Source organism: Flagellimonas iocasae (assembly GCF_042682725.1).
Taxonomy (GTDB): domain Bacteria; phylum Bacteroidota; class Bacteroidia; order Flavobacteriales; family Flavobacteriaceae; genus Flagellimonas; species Flagellimonas iocasae.
Genome location: NZ_JBHUHU010000001.1, coordinates 1,018,364 through 1,039,920 on the forward strand (window position 1 = coordinate 1,018,364; position 21,557 = coordinate 1,039,920).

General features: G+C 42.8%; 14 protein-coding genes. 1 reads left to right on the forward strand and 13 read right to left on the reverse strand.

Annotation, left to right across the window (positions count from 1 at the left end; genetic code table 11):
* Position 1: 1 nt before the first annotated feature.
* Genes ACFSJE_RS04520 through ACFSJE_RS04545 form a run of 6 tightly spaced genes read right to left on the reverse strand, consistent with a single transcriptional unit; the run spans position 2 to position 6,357 of the window.
* Positions 2-1,330: a Gfo/Idh/MocA family oxidoreductase gene (locus ACFSJE_RS04520; RefSeq protein WP_379829791.1), complete on the reverse strand. Its 1,329-nt coding sequence runs from the start codon at positions 1,328-1,330 to the stop codon at positions 2-4.
* Positions 1,331-1,334: 4 nt separating this feature from the next.
* Entirely contained in the window at positions 1,335-2,699 is a 1,365-nt protein-coding gene (locus tag ACFSJE_RS04525) for a 3-keto-disaccharide hydrolase (RefSeq protein WP_379829792.1), read from the reverse strand.
* Positions 2,700-2,738: 39 nt separating this feature from the next.
* The gene (locus ACFSJE_RS04530) at positions 2,739-4,034 is read right to left on the reverse strand and encodes a TRAP transporter large permease (RefSeq protein ID WP_379830040.1); all 1,296 of its coding nucleotides are present in this window, start codon (positions 4,032-4,034) and stop codon (positions 2,739-2,741) included.
* Between the two features lie 5 nt (positions 4,035-4,039).
* Complete coding sequence (locus ACFSJE_RS04535; protein ID WP_379829793.1) at positions 4,040-4,498, reverse strand: TRAP transporter small permease; 459 nt, start codon at positions 4,496-4,498, stop codon at positions 4,040-4,042.
* Complete coding sequence (locus tag ACFSJE_RS04540) at positions 4,498-5,478, reverse strand: TRAP transporter substrate-binding protein (protein ID WP_379829794.1); 981 nt, start codon at positions 5,476-5,478, stop codon at positions 4,498-4,500. The genes ACFSJE_RS04535 and ACFSJE_RS04540 overlap by 1 nt, the downstream gene beginning before the upstream one ends.
* Before the next feature lie 60 nt (positions 5,479-5,538).
* Positions 5,539-6,357, reverse strand: a complete 819-nt coding sequence (locus ACFSJE_RS04545) for an SDR family oxidoreductase (RefSeq protein WP_379829795.1) — start codon at positions 6,355-6,357, stop codon at positions 5,539-5,541.
* Between the two features lie 111 nt (positions 6,358-6,468).
* Between ACFSJE_RS04545 and ACFSJE_RS04550 the strand changes: the two genes are divergently transcribed.
* Positions 6,469-7,167 (forward strand): NUDIX hydrolase, encoded by a 699-nt coding sequence (locus ACFSJE_RS04550; protein ID WP_379829796.1) that lies wholly within the window; start codon positions 6,469-6,471, stop codon positions 7,165-7,167.
* A gap of 43 nt (positions 7,168-7,210) precedes the next feature.
* Here the strand turns inward: ACFSJE_RS04550 and ACFSJE_RS04555 are convergent, their stop codons facing one another.
* The 7 genes from ACFSJE_RS04555 to ACFSJE_RS04585 all read right to left on the reverse strand — a co-directional run bounded on the left by ACFSJE_RS04555 (position 7,211) and on the right by ACFSJE_RS04585 (position 21,548).
* Positions 7,211-8,191 carry an arabinan endo-1,5-alpha-L-arabinosidase gene (locus ACFSJE_RS04555; RefSeq protein WP_379829797.1) on the reverse strand — a complete coding sequence of 327 codons (981 nt, stop codon included), beginning with the start codon at positions 8,189-8,191 and terminating at the stop codon, positions 7,211-7,213.
* A 6-nt stretch (positions 8,192-8,197) separates the two neighbouring features.
* On the reverse strand, positions 8,198-9,190 hold the full coding sequence (locus tag ACFSJE_RS04560; protein WP_379829798.1) for a glycoside hydrolase family 43 protein: 993 nt from the start codon (positions 9,188-9,190) through the stop codon (positions 8,198-8,200).
* A 139-nt stretch (positions 9,191-9,329) separates the two neighbouring features.
* Positions 9,330-12,587 carry a VCBS repeat-containing protein gene (locus ACFSJE_RS04565; protein WP_379829799.1) on the reverse strand — a complete coding sequence of 1,086 codons (3,258 nt, stop codon included), beginning with the start codon at positions 12,585-12,587 and terminating at the stop codon, positions 9,330-9,332.
* Positions 12,588-12,597: 10 nt separating this feature from the next.
* On the reverse strand, positions 12,598-15,915 hold the full coding sequence (locus ACFSJE_RS04570; RefSeq protein WP_379829800.1) for a VCBS repeat-containing protein: 3,318 nt from the start codon (positions 15,913-15,915) through the stop codon (positions 12,598-12,600).
* Positions 15,916-15,943: 28 nt separating this feature from the next.
* Positions 15,944-16,531, reverse strand: coding sequence for a hypothetical protein (locus tag ACFSJE_RS04575; protein ID WP_379829801.1), 588 nt, complete (start codon positions 16,529-16,531; stop codon positions 15,944-15,946).
* Entirely contained in the window at positions 16,528-19,878 is a 3,351-nt protein-coding gene (locus ACFSJE_RS04580) for a VCBS repeat-containing protein (protein ID WP_379829802.1), read from the reverse strand. The genes ACFSJE_RS04575 and ACFSJE_RS04580 overlap by 4 nt, the downstream gene beginning before the upstream one ends.
* 140 nt (positions 19,879-20,018) lie before the next feature.
* On the reverse strand, positions 20,019-21,548 hold the full coding sequence (locus ACFSJE_RS04585; protein ID WP_379829803.1) for a RagB/SusD family nutrient uptake outer membrane protein: 1,530 nt from the start codon (positions 21,546-21,548) through the stop codon (positions 20,019-20,021).
* Positions 21,549-21,557: the final 9 nt, after the last annotated feature.

Genomic DNA, 21,557 nt, shown 5'->3' on the forward strand with positions numbered 1-21,557 from the left:
ATTACAATTTAGGTTCCCACCCCTTTTCGTAGTCTCGTTTCCAGCTTTGCATGGCCTTTTCACTGTTCAGGACTTTACCTGTTTTGGCATCTACCTGAAGTGTATGACCGGCATCATGAGCCATATTTCCCAAATGACAAAGCATAGTGGAAACACTGGCATCCCTGATTTCAGAATTTAAGAAGGTATCCTTGCGGATGGCACTGAAAAAGTTCGCCACATGATCTACATCCAATGCACCTATGCCTTGGGTGTTTGTGGTGGCACTCAACTCCTTTTCATATTCTATTTTGATGGGATTACCCCCTAGATCATACAATTTATAAAAGTTTCTGCTCAGCTCAATGGTCCCTTCACTGCCATAAATGGTAATCCCCCTTCCAGGCCGTTCAGGTTTCATAATACCACGACTGTGGGATGTCCAAGTAATGAATTTATTTCCCGGAAAAGTATAAGTCACCTGCTGATTATCCGGAAATTCCCAATCGTCATTATAGGCAAATTTACCACCGAAGGCAGTCACTGTATCAGGCAAATCAACACCTAAGGCCCATCTACAAATGTCAATTTCATGGGTACCATTGTTGTGGATTTCCCCCGTGCCCCAATTTCGGAACCAGTGCCAGTTGTAGGGGTGGATATTATCTCGATAACGTTCTCTTGGGGCCGGACCTTGCCACAGTTCCCAATCCAAGGTTTGTGGTACGTCAATCATTTTTCCATTGCCTATGGAACCCCGATTATTGGAATAGTAGGCTTCACCCTTAAAAACTTCTCCAATGATTCCCTTTTTGATGTCCTCCACAGCGGATTGCGAGGTTTTTGCCGACCGCTGTTGGTTCCCCATCTGCACTTTTTTTCCATACTTGTTTCGTGCAGCGACCAAAAGGTCGTTTTCATAGGGGTTATGGCTACAGGGCTTCTCCACATAAACATGCTTTCCAGCTTGGAGACCCATTATGGCCATGGGTGCATGCCAGTGCTCCGGAGTAGCGATAAAAATGGCATCAACGTCTTCGTCTTCCAACACTTTTCGAAAATCCTTCTCCACTTTGGGCACATATCCGATGTGTTCCTGACACCAAGCATTGTGTTCTTCGATTATGGTATCGTCCACATCACAACTGTACAAAATCTTGGCATTGGCATCTTGGTGGATGGCCAGAACATGCGCTTTGGCCCTGCTTCTCACTCCGATTACCGCACAATTTATTTGATCATTGGCCCCTAAAATATGGGCATTGGCCCAAGAAGGGAGAACCATACTTCCCAAAGTAACAGCAGCTGTTCCCGTGGTCGTTTTTTTGATGAAATCTCGTCTAGTGGTCATGTGATTAAGGTTTGTTGATGGATTTTATCTTGATATTTTTAAAGCTTACCCGGTCCCCATGATCTTGCAATAAGATTGGACCGGTAGATGCTTCTCCAAAATTTGGCCATACTTTATACTTGCTTTCGGATACCAATTTTTTGTATTCATCATTGCCGCGTTCGTATTCCAATACCTTCATGCCATTGAGCCAGTGCTCCACGTAATTATCCTTGGAAATAATATGCGCCGTGTTCCATTCCCCAATGGGATTCGCGGGTTTATCAGGGTCCGCTTTAATGAGGTCGTACAGTGATGCCAAAGTACGGCTGCCTTCATGGTTGCCCAGTTTGGCATCAGGATGCACTGCATCATCCAAGATTTGGTATTCCAACCCAATGGAAGACCCAGGCCCCTTGTTCAAATCCGTGTTTACGTAGTATTTGATTCCACTATTGGCCCCTTCGGTCAGTTTAAAGTCCACCATAAGTTCAAAATCGCCATATTGCTCGGTGGTGACAATATCACCGCCTGCAGCAGATTCTTCACCTCCTGTGGAGAGAACGGTGAGCACACCATCCTCCATCACCCATCCTTTATCTGGGAATTCATCCAAACGAGCACCACGCCACCCATCTGCGGTTTTACCATCCCAAAGTAGTTTCCACCCATTTTTGGCCTCATCTACATTAATATGGTTTTTGGTGATCAGGGGAGGCAATGGTATTTCTTTTGTGTATTTTGATAGACTATCCGTCAAAATCTTGACATTCTTCCAAGCGATTTCAGTGCCTGCTTTTTGTTCCTTTCCAATGCTGTGCACTTGAAGCGCAATGAATCCACTGGCAGTTTTCTCATCAATAAGATGGGCAGCGGGTACACCATTGATCCAAGTTCTTAAAGTATCACCAATGGCTTCAATGCGATAATGGTTCCATTCATTTTGTTTGAAGGCTTTTTGCGCCTCAGGATTATCGTCCAAGGTAACCAGCCAGCCTCTACGACCTTCGTCATAAATTCCGGCACTCCACGCCCTGTCCGAAGGGTCAATCTCAATCTGGTAGCCATGCACCCTTCCATTTTGGTAGTATGGAAAGCTATTGCTCCGAATCTGGATGCCAGAGTTCATTGTGGAATCCACTTTATACTCCAACTCCAAAATAAAATCATCATACATTTTATCCGTGGTCAAAAAGGAATTTGGGGTGTCGTGTACCGTTGAGCCCACAATCATATCCTCTTTGATTTCATAATCGGCCTCCCCGCCTTTTTGGGTCCATCCATTCAAGGTGCCATCAAATAAATCAACCCATGGAGTGTCATCCTTCGGAGCATCGGTACAGGCCCATCCAAAAAGAAGTGCCACAATGCCATATTTTAAGTTTTTCATTTTATGTGTCATTGGTTAATTTTTATCATTTTATCTCGATTATAATCCGAACACTCTTGGCAGCCAAAGGGCCAATTCGGGTATATAGGTGATCAGAAACAAAGCCACGATCATCGCCACGAAAAGTGGCAATAATGGTTTAATGACTTTTTCGATGGATGTCTTGGCAATTCCCACTCCAACGAAAAGTACCGAACCCACCGGAGGTGTACATAACCCAATACACAGATTCAAGATCATGATGATTCCAAAATGTACAGGATCTATACCCAATTTTGTGACAATCGGTAAAAATATGGGCGTGAATATGAGCACGGCCGGCGTGATATCCATAAAGATACCCACAAATAACAATATCAGATTTATGATGAGCAGCAAGGCTATTTTATTATCGGTGATGGACAAAAGTCCAGAACTGATTTCTTGCGGAATATGCTCAAAAGACAGCACCCAGGACATGCTCATTGAGGCCCCGATCAACAACATTACAATGGCCGTAGTGGCCGAGGCATTCAAAAAGATTTCAGGAAGCTTGCCAAAGGTTATCTGTTTATATACAAAGCCCAATAGCAAGCTGTAAAGAACTGCAATGGCCGAGGCTTCGGTGGCAGTAAAAATGCCAGCGACAATCCCGCCAATGACCAACACCAATAAAAATAGGCTAGGAACGGCATCAACAAAGGTTTTGAAAACTTGTTTCAGGGAGCTTCGTTCTCCTTTACCGTAGCCTTTTTTCTTGGCCCATAGCATGGCGACAATCATAAGCAACAGTCCAGTGATCAATCCAGGAATATATCCCGCCAAAAAAAGCGCTGCTATGGAAGCCCCTCCGCTTGCCAAGGAATACACAATCAAAATATTACTGGGGGGAATGACCAGCCCTGTCGTTGCCGAAGTGATATTGACGGCTGCACCAAACTCTTTGCTATAGCCCTCTTTTTCCATTTCGGGACCAAGAATGCTTCCCATGGCCGATGCGGATGCCAAAGCAGAACCTGCAATGGCCCCCATAAGCATGGCGGATATTACATTGATCAATGCAAGACCTCCTGGAAGTGCGCCCACCAAGGTCTTTGCAAAGGCAATCAATCGATGGGCTATACCGCCTTGGTTCATCAATTCTCCAGACAATACGAAGAATGGTATGGCCAAGAGGGCAAAACTATCCAATCCTGTGGCCATTCGTTGTGAAATTGTGGCAAATGCAGGCAACATAGGAACGCTCACCAATAAAGTCAACAGTGATGAAATGGCGATACTCCAAGCTACTGGTGTTCCCATTGCCAAGAGCCCCACAAAACTGATGATCAAAACAAGGAGTGGTATGTATTCCATTATGCTCATGCTTCCCATATTTCCCAAGTCTTGTTGTACATTACCAAAAGACCGCTGATCGGAATCACCATGTACACATATGCCAAAGGCAGTCCCAAAGCCGGTGAAAGTTGTTTCAATTCATAAGTGGTATAGACCAACCAACTACCTCCGATGACCATTGCCGTAAGGCAAAAAAAGATGATAGCGCTACAAACTATTCTTTTTAGGAGCTTCTGCTTTTTGTGGCTGGAGCGTTTGGCCAGAATATCAATGGCAACATGGCCACTTTTTCCTGACACGTAGGCCGCTCCAAGCAGCCCCAACCATATCATAAGGTATCTGGCCAACTCATCTGTGAATGCACTTGGCTGTCCCACAACATATCTGCTAAACACTTGCCATAACACATTCAAGACCATAAGACTCATCAACACGACAAGGATGTGCCCCAAAATATTATCCACTTTTTTCTTGAATTCCATTAGTTTGCAAGGGATTTGATTTGTTGTATCATTTTGTTCAACTCGGGTTCATCTTCAAACTCTTTGTACATACCCTTCGTCAACTCTTTAAAAGGTTCTTTGTCTGGATATGAAATTTCCACACCTGCCTTCTTCACCTCTTCCAAAGCTTGCGCCTCCGACTCGGCCCATAAAACCCGCTGATGTTGCAGTGATTTTTTAACCGCATCATCTACCCAACCTTGTTCTTGTTCGGATAGTTTGTCCCAGAACAGGGTGCCTACAATTAAGACATCGGGTGAAAATGTATGCTCATCCAGCGAGTAGTATGGACAAACCTCATAATGTCTTGAAAGGTAAAAACTGGGTGGATTGTTCTCTGCCCCGTCCACGACGCCTTGTTGAAGCGACGTATACAGCTCTCCCCACGAAATGGGTGTTGGTGACCCGCCCAAACTTTTTACCATGTCCATTGCCGTTATGCTTTCCATCACCCTGACTTTAAGCCCTTTTAAATCGTCAGGGGTTTTTATAGGTTCATGTTCGGTGTAAAAACTTCGGAAACCAGCATCATAATACCCAAGTCCTTTCAGTCGAAATTGTGTTGCATTGTCCAAAAGCGATTGACCTATAGGGCCATCCAACACCTCAAAGGCATGTTCTCGGCTTTCAAACAGATACGGAAGTCCCAAAATCTTGGTCTTGGGGGCAAAATTCTCCAACGTGGCCACCGATACTTTGGTCATGTCCAAACTTCCCAATTGAATCAACTCCAAAATCTCTCGTTCGGTACCCAATTGTTGATTGGGATAAATTTCAATTTTTAGTTTTCCATGGGAAAGCTCTTGCAAATCCTCTCCCATTTTTACCATGGCCTTATGTACGGAGTGATTCACATCCAGCCCATGGGCCAATCGGATTGTCTTCGCGGTATCTTCCTGTACACAGCTTGTAAGTTGCGCAACAAGGATAGATAAAAAAACAATCTTGATTAGTTTCATTCTACTATTTATTGAGGTAAAGCAACGATTCAATTCTGCACTAAACCCATAATTCAAATTTTAAACACCACTAAAAGCACTGAACCCACCATCGATGGGAATAATGGTTCCGGTTACAAAACTTGCTGCATCACTAATGAGCCAGTGTACAGCTCCATGCAGCTCTTCTGCCCTACCGAAGCGTTGCATTGGGGTATTTTTGATTATCGTCTGCCCCCGCTCGGTATAGCTCCCATCTTCTTTTACTAATAAATTTCTATTTTGATTACTGATGAAAAAACCAGGGGCAATGGCATTGACACGAAGACCTTCACCAAATTTAAGGGCGAGTTCTGTGGCCATCCACTTGGTAAAATTATCGATGGCTGCTTTTGATGCTGAATAGCCCACTACCCTGGTCAGGGTCCGATCCGCCGCCATGGAAGATACATTTAAAATACAACCATAACCTTGCTTGGCCATCTGTTCACCAAATACCAAAGATGGAAGTACTGAACCGTCCAAGTTTAATTCCGATACTTTTCTGAAGTCCTCCATTTTTAAATCGAAAATAGTCTGATTCTCACCAATTACTGCACCGGGCATGTTTCCTCCAGCGGCATTGATGAGCACATCAATTTTTCCCCAAGCATTTACAATACTTTTCTTTACATCTTCCAAAAAATTCCTTTCCAGAACGCTTCCTGAAAAACCTAGGATATGGGTAGAGTTCTTTTCAAATGATTGGACTTTGTCCTCCACCTTTTTTTGGGTTTGACCCAAAATGGCGACCCGTGCTCCTTCGGAAAATAGATAATCGGCCATACTTGATCCCAACACCCCTGTTCCTCCGGTTATAAGAACGACTTTATCGGAAATATTGAAAAGCTTATTATTCATTCAAATGATTTTCTTTAAAATATTTTATGCAATTTTATAAAGAGAATGTTATTTCTGTGTACATTTGACGCATTTGCTAATTTAGATGTTTTAAAGTAATAAAAAAATCAAATGGGCAATAAAAAAGAGGTTGATTTACCGATTCTTCAAAATTTTCAAGTAAACCTTGATTCATTTGAGTGCTCAATAACCACGGATATTGCGGTTTTTGGATATGTGGATAATCGGTTAAAACTTCTGTTGACCAAAAGGTCTGTGGGGCAATTTACCCACCATTGGATGTTGCCCGGAGGTGCCATGGAGGCGCATGAAACACTTCAGGAATGTGCCCATAAAGTCCTGTATGCCCTTACGGGTGTAAAGGATATCCATATTGAACAGGTGAAAGTGTACGCTGCCATTGACAGACATCCCATTAAACGGGTAATCACGGTTTCATTCCATGCCCTGGTTCGTCCAGAAAACCATCCTCTTTTTTTAAAAGGAAACGTAGAACAGATTGCTTGGTTCGATATGAATGAGCTTCCCCATAATCTGGGGTTTGATCATGCCCAAATTATCCACGATGCCCATTTGTACTTGAAAAATAATTTAAAAGATAGGTTGGTCATTGGAGAATTGCTTCCCAAGCAATTTACACTCTCTGAACTACAACAACTTTATGAGGATATTCTTGGTCTTCAATTGGATAGACGGAATTTTAGAAAGCGGATTTTTCAGATGGATATTCTAAAAAGCACAGGAAAAGTAAAGGCAGGTGTACAAGGAGGCCCCATGCTGTATGAATGCGTAAGTGAGCAAACTCCTTGATGTCACTGTTAAGTCAACCCACTCCGTCACTAACAATGGAAACTCAATCCATGGGTTCCACGGTAGGCCACCCATCGAACCAAGTGATTTCTTTTACCACCAACTTTGGCGCTCCATTATTTTTAGCATCATAGGCATGACTGAAATAGTAATCCTTTCCATCAAACGAATAGGCACTGTTATGTCCTACCCCCGACCAGTTCTTGTTTCCCTCTATCACTAGAGTTCCTCCACCTTGGTTTAGTGCTTTTCCTTGGGCATCAACAAATGGGCCTGTTGCAGATTTTGAACGACCCACCACGACTTTGTAAGTACTATTCTCTCCCCGACAGCAGTAATCCCAAGACAAGAACAGGTAGAAATAGTCTCCTTTCTTAAAAATAAAAGGGGCCTCCAAGGCTGCATCGCCCGGGTCACTATCGACCAAATTAAAGCTGCGCTCCCTTTTGGCAATGGTTTGCCATTCTTCCGGATGGGCAATCGACTTCAAATCCGTGCTAAGCTTCACCATTTTTAAGCCGTTCCAGAAGGAACCAAATGCCATCCAGGGAGTTCCATTTTCATCAAAAATGATATTGGGGTCTATGGCATTCCACATGTCTCTATCGGGTACAGATTGCACAATGATGCCCTGATCCTCCCATTTGTAGTTTTCATCCGATGGATTCAAGGTGGTGTTTGTAACCAAACCGATGGCCGATGTGTTTTTTCCAAAAGCTGAAATGGAATAAAATAGATAATAGGTTCCATTTTGTTGAAGGACATCCGGAGCCCATATGTAGTTTTTAAAATCTGGCACCACCTCATCTGTCCAAATCGGTTTTTCTTTGAACACTGGGTCCAACTTCTCCCAACTCTTTAAATCGGTGGAAACAAAATGGGAAATACCCCGTCCTGTACAAAAGAGATGATAGGTATTGTCTTGCTTGATTACAACAGGATCATGAACAATAGGCATTTCTTGTGCCCATGAAAGGGTAGCTAAACCAACAGCTAAAAGTGTCAACAATTTCTTCATGCGCATGGTTATTTATTTTTGAATCCCTTCCGAAGTCATTACCACCCGTTTTAGGGTTCCATCTGCATTATAAAACAGCTCGTCAATACAAACAGAGCGTCTAAAACTGCCTCCATTGGGCTGTATTCCACCGGTGTGATAGATGAAATAATCTTTTCCTTTGTATTCCAAAATGGCCTGATGGTTGGTATTGGTATTTCCGGCCAATTCATTCAATATGCCTTTATATTCCCATGGTCCATCCAAAGATTTGCTCATGGCATAGGCCGTTTTTTCTGGAAATTGATAGGCGTACGACAAATAATACCAATCTCCCTTTTTATGAATGTAGGGCGCCTCCGTGAAATTGGGCAGATCAATCGTTTTGATTTCACCATCCAGTTCCAACATATTGTCTTTCAACTTGGCATAATAGCAGGCCGTGTTACCCCAAAACAGGTAAGCCTGACCATTATCGTCAATAAAAACGGTCGGGTCAATATCATCCCATGAAATATCTGTTTTCTTGGTCATGTCGTTGGTAATCAAAGCCTTTCCAAGGGCATCTTTAAAAGGGCCAAGAGGGCTATCCGAAACGGCTATTCCGATGGATTTTCCGAGAATAGTACCGTGTTCCACTGTGACGTACCAATAAAATTTACCATTCCGTTCAATGACCTGAGCGGCCCATGCATCTGCTTTGGCCCATTCAAAATCAGAAACTTTCAAAGGAACTGAATGCGGTTCCCAATCGACCATATTGGTAGATGAAAAAACCAACCATTCATTCATCCGGTAAAAATTGAAATCATTGGGAGCCTCGTCATGTCCGGCATACAGGTAAACCGTGTCATTGTGCACTAGAGCTGCAGGATCGGCGGTAAAGACATCGGTAATTACAGGGTTGTTTATTTCCTTTGGTTCGATTGTAGTGGTTTGTGCCTGATTTTTAGTCCTTGTTGCATCTTTCTCTTGCTCACAGGCCACTAACATACATGCTAGCCCAATTAGAATTCCATACTTCATTTTTACACGTGTTGATTTTACATTTCTAAAATAACGAAAGTTTTTCCTATAAACCAAGGAATTACCTAAATAGACAAAATAAATGTTGGCTACTTCAGGCAAATGGCCCTTGCATCTCTGTAATTAGAAATTGAGAATCTTAAGGATTCAATTTGTAGAACTGGAGTTTTCTATCATTGAGCGCTACTAAAAGTCCCTTTTGACTTCCAACGGTGATTAAACTTGCGGCATTGGCATTTCCAATACTGTGAAGTCCTGATTTTTTTGAGGTACTTGGCGTGTAAACTCCCTTTTCATCACCCAACAACACTCCTCCCAAAGAAGCATTAATGCGTCCGATTGAAGGTGCAAAACCAGAAAAATTCCCCACGTACACAACGTCTTTGATACCATCGCCATTGACATCTTGCAGGACAAAATCATTGACAGGAGCAATTTGAGCTGTATTGGGCAGCGGTTTCAGGGAATAGGTGCCATCCGGATTACTGTACCCAATTTGGGATGAAAGGGTTACGGCATTTTTGATCACTGCATTTTCAAACACTTCATCGGGAAAGATTTCCTTGGCGCTTTTGTCGGCAAAGACTGTGTATCTTCTAAAAATCCGCGACATGAATGGCATTTGCTTTTTTAGTTCATCCAAACTGGCAAATATTCTGTCCTTACCATCTTTATATTGCACCAAAATGGGGTCGATTTGACCGTTGTTGTCCCAATCCTTCACCCAAAGTTTCAAGGGTTTTTCTGGGGACGCATCCAATCCTAAATTTTCGCCAACATTCCCCAATAGCAGGTCATTTATTCCATCGCCATTTACATCATCCAACGCTATGCTGTTCCACCAACCGCTTGAATCGGGTAGTTCACTTATTTGTACGTTTCCTTCGGAGAATTGAATTCTTGTCACTGGCATCCATTCCCCGACTACCCACAATACGCTTTCTTTCTCATCCCATTTGGCATCCGTTACCATTCCCAATTCGGAAAGTTCTTCTCTTTCTTCCAGTTTAAATCCATTTTCACCTTGGTTCCACACCACATGACTTTTGGGCGACAATCCATAACTTCCCGGAACGGAACGTGAACCCACAAACAGGTCAACAAACCCGTTGCCATCAAAATCTTCTGCGACTACTACCGACCCGTTATCCCGGATTTTAGGAAAGGTATCATCCTTTTGAAAAGTACCATTGGAATATCGGTACAACCTGTCATGGTTTTTTTCAACAACATCAGATTCTCCGCTACCCGACACAACATATAAATCCAAATCTCCATCATTGTCAACATCAAAAAATAGCGCATCAACATCCTCTGCCGTTTTATCTTGTTCGAAAGCTGGAACCTCTATTTTTTCAAAATGAATTTGATTGCCTGGTTGTTGAAGATAAAGTTGCGAAGCTTGGCCACTTGCACCTCCGATGAAAATATCATCCAACCCATCCTGGTTCACATCACCCACACACAAGGCCGGGCCTTCGGCAGAAAGTTTATGTGGAATAAGGCTTTCGACATTAAAATCGATAAACATATTCTCTTGGTGCACAAAATCCAGCCCGATGCTATCCATGGCAATAAAATAGGTAGGGTTTTCGTCCTTCACCTGATTTGTATGTGCAGCATTTTTATAGTCCAATTCCAGTGTCTCATTGACCTTGACATCATGAAGTTCCTGTATTTTTCCATCTGGCCACCGCACATGGACAGTTTCAATTTGGCTACTATTTCCCAAACCGAAATTCAAATTATAATCTGAAGAGGATAACCAACCCCGCACTGGGAACAATTCCTGGACCAACGTCTTATCCCCTATTTCAACCCTGACTTTGGCTCCAATTCCAAATGGATTGACCGCATTACCGTTCAGTTTTATCTTTAGATAATTGGTTTGGTCGGTTTCAGTATTGTTTCGGTAGAGCGTAGCAGGTGCATTAAGATTGTTGATGGCCAAATCCAAATCGCCATCATTATCAAAATCAGCATAAACAGCTCCCATGGAACAGCCTACCAAGTCCAATCCCCATTCTTGCGAGACATTTGCAAACTGAAGGTCACCTACATTTTTGTAAGCGTAGTTATGCACTTTTCCCTCTGGCATTTTTTGGGTGAGTTCCATACTGGGTATCCTTCCCTTTCCAATTGGAAAATCGTAGTTGATGTAGTCCAAATCGTTGGGTCTTCGCAAAATACCGTTGGTCACAAAAATGTCCTTATTGCCATCGTTGTCATAATCCGCCAATAGTACAGACCAGCTCCAGTCGGTTGCCTCAATACCGGAGTACCGTGCCAACTCACTAAAAGTCACCCCTTCTGATGGTTGTCCTCCTTGGTTAAGTTGTAACATATTTCGCGGTCCCTGTTCCCCGAAGCCAAAGCTTTTTTTATACTCATAAATATAGTACGGGTCCTCCCCTGCGCTGCTTTTCCGAACAACTTCATTTTCTGGTTTCATGTCCAAGGTCATGATATCGATAAGGCCATCATTATTGATGTCGGCCGCATCACTACCCATAGAAAAATTACTGCTCAAGTCCATACTGCTTTCAATACCTTCTTTGAAAGTTCCATCACATTGATTGTAGTAGAGGTAATCGTTGTCGTGGAAATCGTTGGAAACGTAAATATCTGGGCAGCCATTGTTGTCAATGTCGGTAACCATTACGGAAAGTCCATAACCTGTTGCCCCGCCATAAATGCCGGCTTCATCACTTACATCAACAAAAAGTCCGTCATCATTGCGGAGCATTCTATCCCCTGAAAGACTATCCCTAATGGCCCTTTTTTCCGATTTTACGTAAACATCAAGTTCGTGTACGGAGTGGTTCAGTTGAAATAAATCCAAATCGCCGTCGCCATCATAATCAAAAAACACACCTTGTTGGCAATACCCTTTTAAATCGAGGCCAAATTCAGATGCTCTCTCAGAAAATGTACCATCTTGATCGTTGACGAAAAGTAGGTTGTGTCCTTCAAACCGTTTTCCATCAGAAACTTGGGAAACATAAATATCCAACCACCCATCATTATTGATGTCCACCACCGTTACCCCAGTGGTCCAATTTTTTTCACCCACCAAACCCGCGACACCGGCGTTCTTAGTTTCATCCGAAAACTTAAAATTTCCCTTATTGATATACAATTTGTTGCTTACCTGATTGGCTGTAAAATAAAGGTCGGGCAGGCCGTCATTATTAAAATCACCGACACCTATGCCTCCACCATTGTAGGCGTATAAATATTCGTTGATGTTGATGGAATCCGTTTCGGTGAGCTGATTGGTGAATGCAATATTTGATGTAGCACTTGGAATTTCACTGAACAGGGTACTGCTCTTTTTTCCGCAACCCACAATCAGTAGCAGAAGAAAAAAACAAGTCCAAAAGCTCATTTTATGCATACCGAGCGAATTATTTATGCCCCACAGACAATGCTTCAACCTTATCATTGTTCTTGGCCACCAAAAGAATGTCTTGTCCGTTTAGCTTGATTGATTTGATGTCCCTGACCTGACCTTCCAATTTTAAGTCAATCTCCCGGTTTGGCACTGTTTTGAAGCCTTTTCCCCCTTGATTGAGCAAACAGACCCCATAGCTAGCATCATAGCGACCCACTTCGGGTTTCACCTCAAAAAGATTACCTCCCAAGAGTAGGTCCACAAAACCATCGCCATTAAAATCGGATGCGTGGATTGCATAAACGGGAGCCACTTGCGCTTCAATGGGAAGTGCTTGAAATTGAAACCCATCTTCGGTATTCCAGAGCACGGCACTTTCCAGATAGGTGACTTGTTGGTGCAGGGCATCATCCAACTGTTCTTCGGTAAAAATATCTTCCACAGTCTTGAGCTGGTAATCCTCATACTTCAAAAACCGTTTGTTCAAGTAAGGCATCTGTTTGGTCAAATCATGTCGGAGGGCAAGCGGATACGCAGTATCACCATTATAGGTGCAAATAATTTGATCCTGAATCCCATTTTTATCAAAATCCTTGATATAACAACTTATGGGCTGCTGTTGGCTCGCTTTAAAACGGCTGTTTAATCCATGATTGCCCAGAACATAGTCCATATCGCCGTCATTGTCCAAATCAACGGCTTCAATGGTGTTCCACCAGCCCGTTTGATTTTCCAAGCCATAGTCTTCGGTTACATTTTTAAACCTTCCATTTTGATTCTTGAACATCTGGATGGGCATCCATTCTCCCACCACGATCAAGTCGATGGCTCCATCAGCATCAAAATCGGTCCAAATGGCATCCTTTATCATTCCAATGTTCTCCAATACTTTTGCCAATTGAGCGGTTTGATTGGTAAAGCGGCCTTTTCCGTTGTTCACCAAAATGTACCCATTCTGGGGAATACCGTAAGAGCGGTCCTTAAGTCGAACCCCCACAAAGAGGTCCATGTCGCCATCTCCATCAAAATCAGCAGCCGAAACGCAGGAAGTGCTCTCTCCTGTTTGGGTGGGAAACAAATCCGTGGATTTGCTAAAGTATCCCTTACCATTGCCAAAATAAAGTCGGTCTGCCAAGGGTGCTGAATTGTATGGGTATTCATTTCCCCCACTGACCACATAAAGGTCAAGGTCGCCATCCATGTCAGCATCAAAAAACAGGGCATCCACATCTTCAGCGTTTCGATCATAGGCAAAATCGGGCACGCTCAACAACTTCATTTCGCCATTGGCCTGCTGCACAAAGAGTTTTCCAGGGCTTCCCGCAGCTCCACAGAGGTACATATCCTCCAATCCGTCGCCATTGACATCGCCAATGGCCATTTTTGGACCTTCAGTGGAATTCATATGAAACAGCAATGCATCTTTATCAAAATCACTAAATGGATTTTCCTGATGTGCCATATCTTGGGGAAGCACACTGTCATTCTTGACAAAATCAAAATTGACCTGAATACGTTTGTTCCAAAACTTATTGTCGAAAGTTAAAGTATCCGCTTCTGTTTCCTTGATTGTTACTTTTTGATTGGGAGCCACATCGGTAAGGATTGATGTTTTACCCGAAGGCCATTGAACCAACAACGTGTCCAGCGGATGACCATTTTGCAACCCAAAATTTAAAACATAGTCCATGGAGGATTGAAACCCGCGTGTTGGCATCTGTTCCTGTACCTGTGCAAGTCCACCTTGAAGCAAACTCACTTTGGCTCCAATTCCATGAGTGTTTTTTTGCTCTCCCTCCAAATCAATCTGAAGATAATTTCGGTTTGGATTGGCAGTTTCGGAAACATTCTTGTATACAAAAGCTTGCATATTCACATTGTTGACCACTAAATCCAAGTCGCCATCATTGTCCAAATCACCATAGGCCATACCATTAGAAAATCCAGGCTCATACAGGCCCCATTCTTTGGTTTTATCCTGAAAAGTGGTTTGATCTCCACCTTTATACATGAAATTGGAAATGGGAACGGAGGGAATAATATCGATGAGCTTCTTAAAGTTTACCCCATTTTCGGTGATAACGCTCCGCATAACCACTTCGTTGGAGAGATAATTGAGATAATCTTGGTTTAAAATATCCTGATAGACACCGTTGGTAACATAGATATCCTTATAGCCGTCCAAATCAAAATCGTTCATTAATACGGCCCAACTCCAATCGGTGGCCTCAACACCTTTTAGCCTCCCGTTTTCGGTGAAACTGATCTCGCCTTGGGCTAATTGCCCATTGTTCATCTGCAGCATGTTACGCGTAAACTGATTGAAATAACCATAACGTCTATTGTGCTGGTATTTGTCCCAGTTTTCGAAGGACATGGAGGTCTTGAGTCTAGCTTCATCCTTAGGCAACATTTCGGTGACGAACATATCCGGATAACCATCATTGTTCAAATCGGTGGCATCCACACCCATGGAAGCCATACCAATGGAATTCATCTGTTGGGTAAGGGTTTCCCTAAAGGTGCCATCGCCATTATTCATGTAGATGTAATCCCGCTCAAAAAAATCATTACAGATATAAAGATCTTCCCATCCATCTAAATCCAAATCCGTGACCATGATACCCAATCCGAAGCCTATAATGCTGCCAAAAATGCCCACTTCTTCGCTAGCATCCCTAAAAACACCATTATCATTGATATAAAATCGGTCTCCATTGATGGAATCCCGCTGATCACGTTCATTCTGCTGAAGATTGAAGGACCCGATGGCTCGAAACGAGTTGTTGAGCACATAGGCATCCAAGTCTCCATCATGATCAAAATCAAAAAAGGCTGCATGTGTTGATAGCCCCTTATCGGCCAATCCCATGGTTTCCGCCATTTCTTTGAAGGTGCCATCCTTTTGGTTGATAAAAAGCTCATTCTGTTTGTTGTCTCCTTCAATATCGCCTGAATTACAGACATAAATATCCAACCAACCATCACCGTCAACATCTACCATCGTAACTCCAGTTGACCATGATTTTGCACCGCCCACTCCCGCTTTTTCGGTAATGTCCTCAAAGGTAAAATTGCCTTTATTTCGATATAATTTATTCTTACCAAGGTTGGAGGTCATGTACACATCGGGAAGGCCGTCTTTATCTATATCGCCAATGGCCACACCGCCACCATTATAATAGTTGCGATAGGTAAACACATTGAAATCCTTATCATAAGTAAGGGTATTTGTAAAGTCGATGCCTGTTTGTTCCGGTGTCATTTTTTCAAACATCGGCGCCTCTTCTTTTTCTGGTTTCCCACAGGAAGCCACCAGAACCAAAAGCATAATTATATATATCCTATTTTTCTCCATACTAGCTTTTATGCTTTTGGCCTCGCTTAAGGTCGTAAAACCAAAGGTTGACCAATTGCCCGCCCAAATCTGGGGTAACGGTAATTCTACAATTCCCTTTGAGATGAACCTGGACATCATTCTTATAAAAAACAGGACTATTGACTTTAAACGTTTTTCCACCATACCATTTGTCCAGAAGGTCCAACACATCCAGTAGTAGATGATCACTATCAAAATTACCATCAATATACGATGTATAATAAATTGCCGCGTTCATTTCGGTAATGGTGTCATTGGTGAATTCTGGATAAAAATTAATGGCCGCTGGATACTGCATTCCATCCAATTTGGACTCGACCCAACTCATATTCTTGAGCCCGCCCTGCCAAAATTTCTTTTCAAGGTTTTTATCGAAACAATACTCCCTAAACTCTTTTTTGGGCATCCCAAAATACAATCCCAAAAAAAGGGAATCCTGAACCACTCCATTTTGCAATTGTTCCTTTTCATAGGCCATGTAGCGTTCAGCCTCACTCTTTTTACAGGATGCCAAACCAACCATTGCGGTAAAGGTTACCAAAACAAGTTTTGTCTTGATGTTTTTCATTGTAATGCATTCTTTTCTAATACCACTAGACTATCATTGAGTCGTGAAATCACCAAAAATTTTCCCGTTCCAATTTGAAGGGGCCGGATTTCTCGGATTTCCCCTTCAATCTGCAATCCAGATTTTGCCATGGGGATGTTTTTAAAGTTGCCATCTCCCAATCCCTTCAATAATACACCTCTAGAACCATCGTTGATTCCAACTTCGGGCTTGGCCCAATAAAAGTTTCCACCAGCGATAATGTCCAGAATTCCATCATCATCAAAATCTTCTACACGTAAGCCAAAAATTCTGGAAAACTGTGCTTCAGCTGGAAGGTCCATACGTTTAAAGGTTTTCTTTTGATTCAGAAAAACAGAAGAAGCGGTTGTAAAGACCTGCAACTTTTGAGCTTCTGCTATGGTTTGTTCCCCGAAGATGTCTTCCACGGTCTGCTCTTTATAGGAATGGTATTTTAGGTATTTTTTCTTTAAATAGGGTAATTGTTCCACAAGGTCCGAACGACCAATCAAAGGATAATCCTCCTCGCCATTATAAATGGTCAGGATATGTTCTGGCTTTCCATTTTTGTCAAAATCATGGACATACATGCTCACTGGTTTATCCTTGGTTGCCCTTAACCTGGTATTTTCACCCAAGTTCCCAGCGATTAAGTCGGGTAATCCATCTTGGTTTACATCGGCAACTTCCAAAGTGTTCCAAAAACCATTGGTGTTGGCCAATCCCAGTTCTTCTGTTTTGTTCACCAACTGTCCATTGGTGTTTTCAAATACGGTCAGGGGCATCCAATCCCCTACCAATGCCAAGTCCAAGTCTCCATCTTGGTTATAATCGAACCACTGCGCATCGGTAATCATTCCCAAATCACGTAATGCTGGAGCGATGTCCTCTCCTACTTCTTTAAAATTGCCTTTACCATCATTCTGCAACAAATAACCATTACAAGCTTCACCGTAATTGAATGGCTTTGCCCTAACCCCCACAAAAAGGTCAATGTCTCCATCGCCGTCATAATCTGCAGGAGCTACGCAGGAGCTATTTTCATATCGATTTATGGGCAACCATTGCTTGGATTCGGAAAATTGCCCACTTCCATTGTTCATATATAAACGGTCCTTGAGCGAAGAAGAACTGTTTGGAAACTCATTTCCCCCGCTGCATACGTACAAATCCAAATCGCCGTCGTTATCCGCATCAAAAAAGGCGGAGTTCGAATCCAAACTTGATTTATCTGCTTCAAAACTGGGTTGTTCCATTTTATGGAACTGCCCATCCCTGTCTTGGAGAAAGCACATGGCCGGTTCGCCTTTGTTGCCTCCCAGATATATATCCATCCTTCCGTCCCCATTAATATCAGCCGTATTGACGTGGGCAGAACCCGCAGAAATCATATCAAAAAGTAACAAATCTCTATCAAAGTCATTGAAGGATGATTTTTTGTGTAGGTATGGAATGGAGGTGGTTTTGGACGCATCCTCAAACCAAGGCTGGTCTTCTACGCTGGTAAAGCCTTTGTTTCCTTCGTCTAAATTCTTGGAATCGGAATAGGAAATGGTCAAAAATTGGTCCACATCCACATTTTGCAATGTGTTGATACGGCCATCGGACCATCTCACCTGAATGGAATCTATTCGATTTGTATTTCCCAGACCAAAATGCAATCTGTCATCCACCGTGGATTGATAGCCACGCATGGGTGCCAATTCTTGGTAAAAGGTGTTCCCTCCCGAATATACCGTTGCCTGCGTACCTAATCCCGATGTATTTATATGATGTATTTGCCCTTCAAATTTAAGGTTGATGAAATGGTTTTCCGCTTTTTTGGATTCTGCGTTATTCCTGTACACAAAGGCAGGCATGTTTACATTGCTCAACACGAGGTCCAAATCGCCATCGTTGTCCAAATCACCATAAGCAGACCCGTTGGAAAAGCTAGGGCAGTTTAAACCCCACGCTTCGGATGTGTTTGAAAAGGTAAGGTCGCCATTGTTGGCGAAAGCAAAATTGGGCATGGGATTGGATGGAATACTATCAATCAACTGCTTAAGATAACTACCTTTTTCTTTGAAAAGTCGGGCCGTTGTGATGGGGTCTGCATAAAAGTTAAGGTAGTCCAAGTCAATAAGGTCCTTAAAAATACCATTGGCCACAAACATATCTTTGTTTCCATCATTGTCATAATCGGCTATAAGGGCTCCCCAGCTCCAATCTGTGGCCTCAACCCCGGCAAATCGTGAGATTTCGGACATGCTGATATGCCCTTTGCTGTTGGGTTGACCTTGGTTGAGCTGAAGTACATTCCGTGGAAATTGACGGTGGTATCCGGCGTTCACGTTCGCTCGATACTTATTCCAATCTTCAAATATGGCTTTTGTCTTTAAGCGGGATTCTTCTTTGGGCAACATTTCGGTGACAAAGATTTCTGGCCAGCCATCATTATTGATGTCGGCCATATCAGCCCCCATGGAACCCAAACTAATCTCGCCAATAACCTGTTCCAAGGATTCGGTGAAGGTTCCGTTGCCATTGTTGATATAGAGGTAGTCTTTTTCGAAGAAATCGTTGGAAACAAAAATATCTTGCCACCCATCGCGATTAATATCACCAATGGTAACGCCAAGCCCAAAACCAATGGCACTGCCATAAATTCCAGCAGCCTCGCTAACATCGGTGAAAGAATCACCATCGTTCCGATACAATTTGTTGCCGCCGTTGGGGTCGCGAATTAAACGTTGGTCCTTTTTAAGGGTGTAACCTCCAACAGAACGAATTGAGTTGTTCAAAAGGTATATATCCAAATCACCATCTTTATCATAATCGAAAAAGGCAGCATGGGTAGAAAGACCGTAATCGGCTATGCCATATTCCTTGGCCTTTTCTTCAAACCTAAGATTTCCGTCATCATCCAACCCTTGATTGATGAATAGTTCATTATGCCGATTTTCACCCTCTGGTTTCCCTGACTTACAGATATAGATATCCAGCCAACCATCTCCGTTCACATCGGCTAGACTCACCCCGGTGGACCAGACGCCTTCTGAATTCAATCCCACATCATCGGTAACATCCTTGAACTTTAAATCGCCTTGGTTCAGGTACAATCGATTACTGACCATGTTTCCGGTGAAAAAAATGTCGGGCAGTCCGTCTTTGTTCAAGTCACCGATCGCCACACCTCCGCCATTATAGAAGTTTCGGTAGGTATAGGTGTTGAATTCTTCGGTGTATTTTAGGTCATTTCTGAAATTGATTCCGGTTTCCTCGGCAGACAGCAATGAAAAAAGGGTGTCATCTGCTGAACCGCAATCCAATGGTTCTGGATGCTCTTTGCATCCAGCCATCAACATTAGCAAACAAATGACTCCCCTTTTTAACATACTATCCTACTTCAATTTCCAAAAAATAAGAAAAGACACAAAAGTATTTGTGTCCTTTCTATAAAACTAACTAAAACAAACTAATAAAAGAATAACTAATGATTTAGAATCTAGTATCCAGGATTTTGCGCCAAATTGGGGTTACCATTTCTTGCGCCGGTAGGAACAGGATAGAGATTCTTGTTTGGATCAGTGATGGTTTTTTCCCACCATTGGTTGGTAAACCTGTCGAACCTGATCATCACAGTCCTTGAATAACATTCAAAGGCCAACTCCCTTTGGATTTCATCATAAATGTCATCTTCGGTCAATGGGCTTATTTCACCCAATCCAGCTCTTTCGCGTACCTGTCTTACCAACTCAACAGCTTCGGTACTTCCGTTGTCCATTCTCCAAAGTGCTTCAGCACGCATCAATAGGATACCACCATATCGATATACTGGAACGTCGTTGTCCATGGCCAAGGCGATACCGCTTTCGAATTCAAATTTTCCGATCCTAGCACCAGATTGACTGAAAGCCTTAGGTGTCAACTCATTGATATAAGGCGTGAAAATCAAAGGCTCACCATCTGGATCAGGGTTTCCTTGTGAATCAATTTCGATAGCTCCGTTAGGGTCCATGATTGGCTCTCCAGATGCCGTATATTGCTGTCCGGTAATGAACATTTCTTTTCTGGCATCTGTATCTTCAAAAGAATTGTAGAATTCTTCAAGCGCAGTAAATCCATTCCAAGGACCATCTGTAAAATTATACGTGGCCTTGTTCAATGGGTGCAACGTTTTCATGTGCATCACCAACGCTTGCCCACTTGTCTTGGAATAAGGAACCACCAAGATGTTCTCTCCAGATCCTTCGTTCAAGTAAGTGAAGTTGTCCAAATAAGCGGGTTCCAAGAAATATTGTCCGCCATCAATGATTTGCTGCGTTAAATCAGCAACTTTTTGCCATTGTGCAGTTCCGGTATAGACTTCAGCATTGAGGTAAACGTTGGCCAAAAGGGACATAGCTGCCCATTTATTGAATCTTCCGTAATATTCGCCGCCAGTAGTTTCTGGCAAAGTTGGAATTAATTCCTCCAATTCAGAAACGATAAAATTGTATACTTCGGTTCTAGGTGTACGGGATGGATTCACTTCTGCATCAGCAAAGGAAGTAACCAACGGCACATCTCCCCATAGGTCCATTACCATAAAGAGGTATTGGGCCCTTAAAACTCGTAACTCATTTATAGCAGCTTCTGTATCACCTGCAGTTGCTGAGAATTCTTCAATGAATCGGTTACAGTTGGAAATCCCCCCGAAATAAACCCTCCAAGCATTCTCGATGCTTCCTAGGTTATTCTCCCACTCGTGTCTATGCAAGCGGGCCCAAATACCACCATCATCCCAAGGTCCAAACTTGGCGGGAGCGGCACTGGTCTCAGAGGATAGTTCCTGTAAATTAAAATACGATTCATGATAATCCCTCAACGGAGCATAAGCCGTTACAATGGTTGCTAGTTGCGTATCTGTTGTGGTATATTCCGTTTCAGGGGTAAGTTCGCTATATAAAGTGGTCTCCAAATCTGAGCAGGAATTTGTCCCCGCCAGTAAAATGCCGACCAATGTCAATTTAGTTAATATTGATGTCCTTTTCATTACAATTGT

Bases quoted from the DNA above. Each gene is read 5' to 3' on its own strand.
- ACFSJE_RS04560 (WP_379829798.1), bottom strand. From the start codon at position 9,190: ATGAAGTATGGAATTCTAATTGGGCTAGCATGTATGTTAGTGGCCTGT.
- ACFSJE_RS04555 (WP_379829797.1), bottom strand. From the start codon at position 8,191: ATGCGCATGAAGAAATTGTTGACACTTTTAGCTGTTGGTTTAGCTACC.
- ACFSJE_RS04565 (WP_379829799.1), bottom strand. From the start codon at position 12,587: ATGCATAAAATGAGCTTTTGGACTTGTTTTTTTCTTCTGCTACTGATT.
- ACFSJE_RS04530 (WP_379830040.1), bottom strand. From the start codon at position 4,034: ATGGAATACATACCACTCCTTGTTTTGATCATCAGTTTTGTGGGGCTC.
- ACFSJE_RS04525 (WP_379829792.1), bottom strand. From the start codon at position 2,699: ATGAAAAACTTAAAATATGGCATTGTGGCACTTCTTTTTGGATGGGCC.
- ACFSJE_RS04535 (WP_379829793.1), bottom strand. From the start codon at position 4,498: ATGGAATTCAAGAAAAAAGTGGATAATATTTTGGGGCACATCCTTGTC.
- ACFSJE_RS04580 (WP_379829802.1), bottom strand. From the start codon at position 19,878: ATGTTGATGGCTGGATGCAAAGAGCATCCAGAACCATTGGATTGCGGT.
- ACFSJE_RS04520 (WP_379829791.1), bottom strand. From the start codon at position 1,330: ATGACCACTAGACGAGATTTCATCAAAAAAACGACCACGGGAACAGCT.
- ACFSJE_RS04585 (WP_379829803.1), bottom strand. From the start codon at position 21,548: ATGAAAAGGACATCAATATTAACTAAATTGACATTGGTCGGCATTTTA.
- ACFSJE_RS04550 (WP_379829796.1), top strand. From the start codon at position 6,469: ATGGGCAATAAAAAAGAGGTTGATTTACCGATTCTTCAAAATTTTCAA.
- ACFSJE_RS04570 (WP_379829800.1), bottom strand. From the start codon at position 15,915: ATGCTTTTGGTTCTGGTGGCTTCCTGTGGGAAACCAGAAAAAGAAGAG.
- ACFSJE_RS04540 (WP_379829794.1), bottom strand. From the start codon at position 5,478: ATGAAACTAATCAAGATTGTTTTTTTATCTATCCTTGTTGCGCAACTT.
- ACFSJE_RS04545 (WP_379829795.1), bottom strand. From the start codon at position 6,357: ATGAATAATAAGCTTTTCAATATTTCCGATAAAGTCGTTCTTATAACC.
- ACFSJE_RS04575 (WP_379829801.1), bottom strand. From the start codon at position 16,531: ATGAAAAACATCAAGACAAAACTTGTTTTGGTAACCTTTACCGCAATG.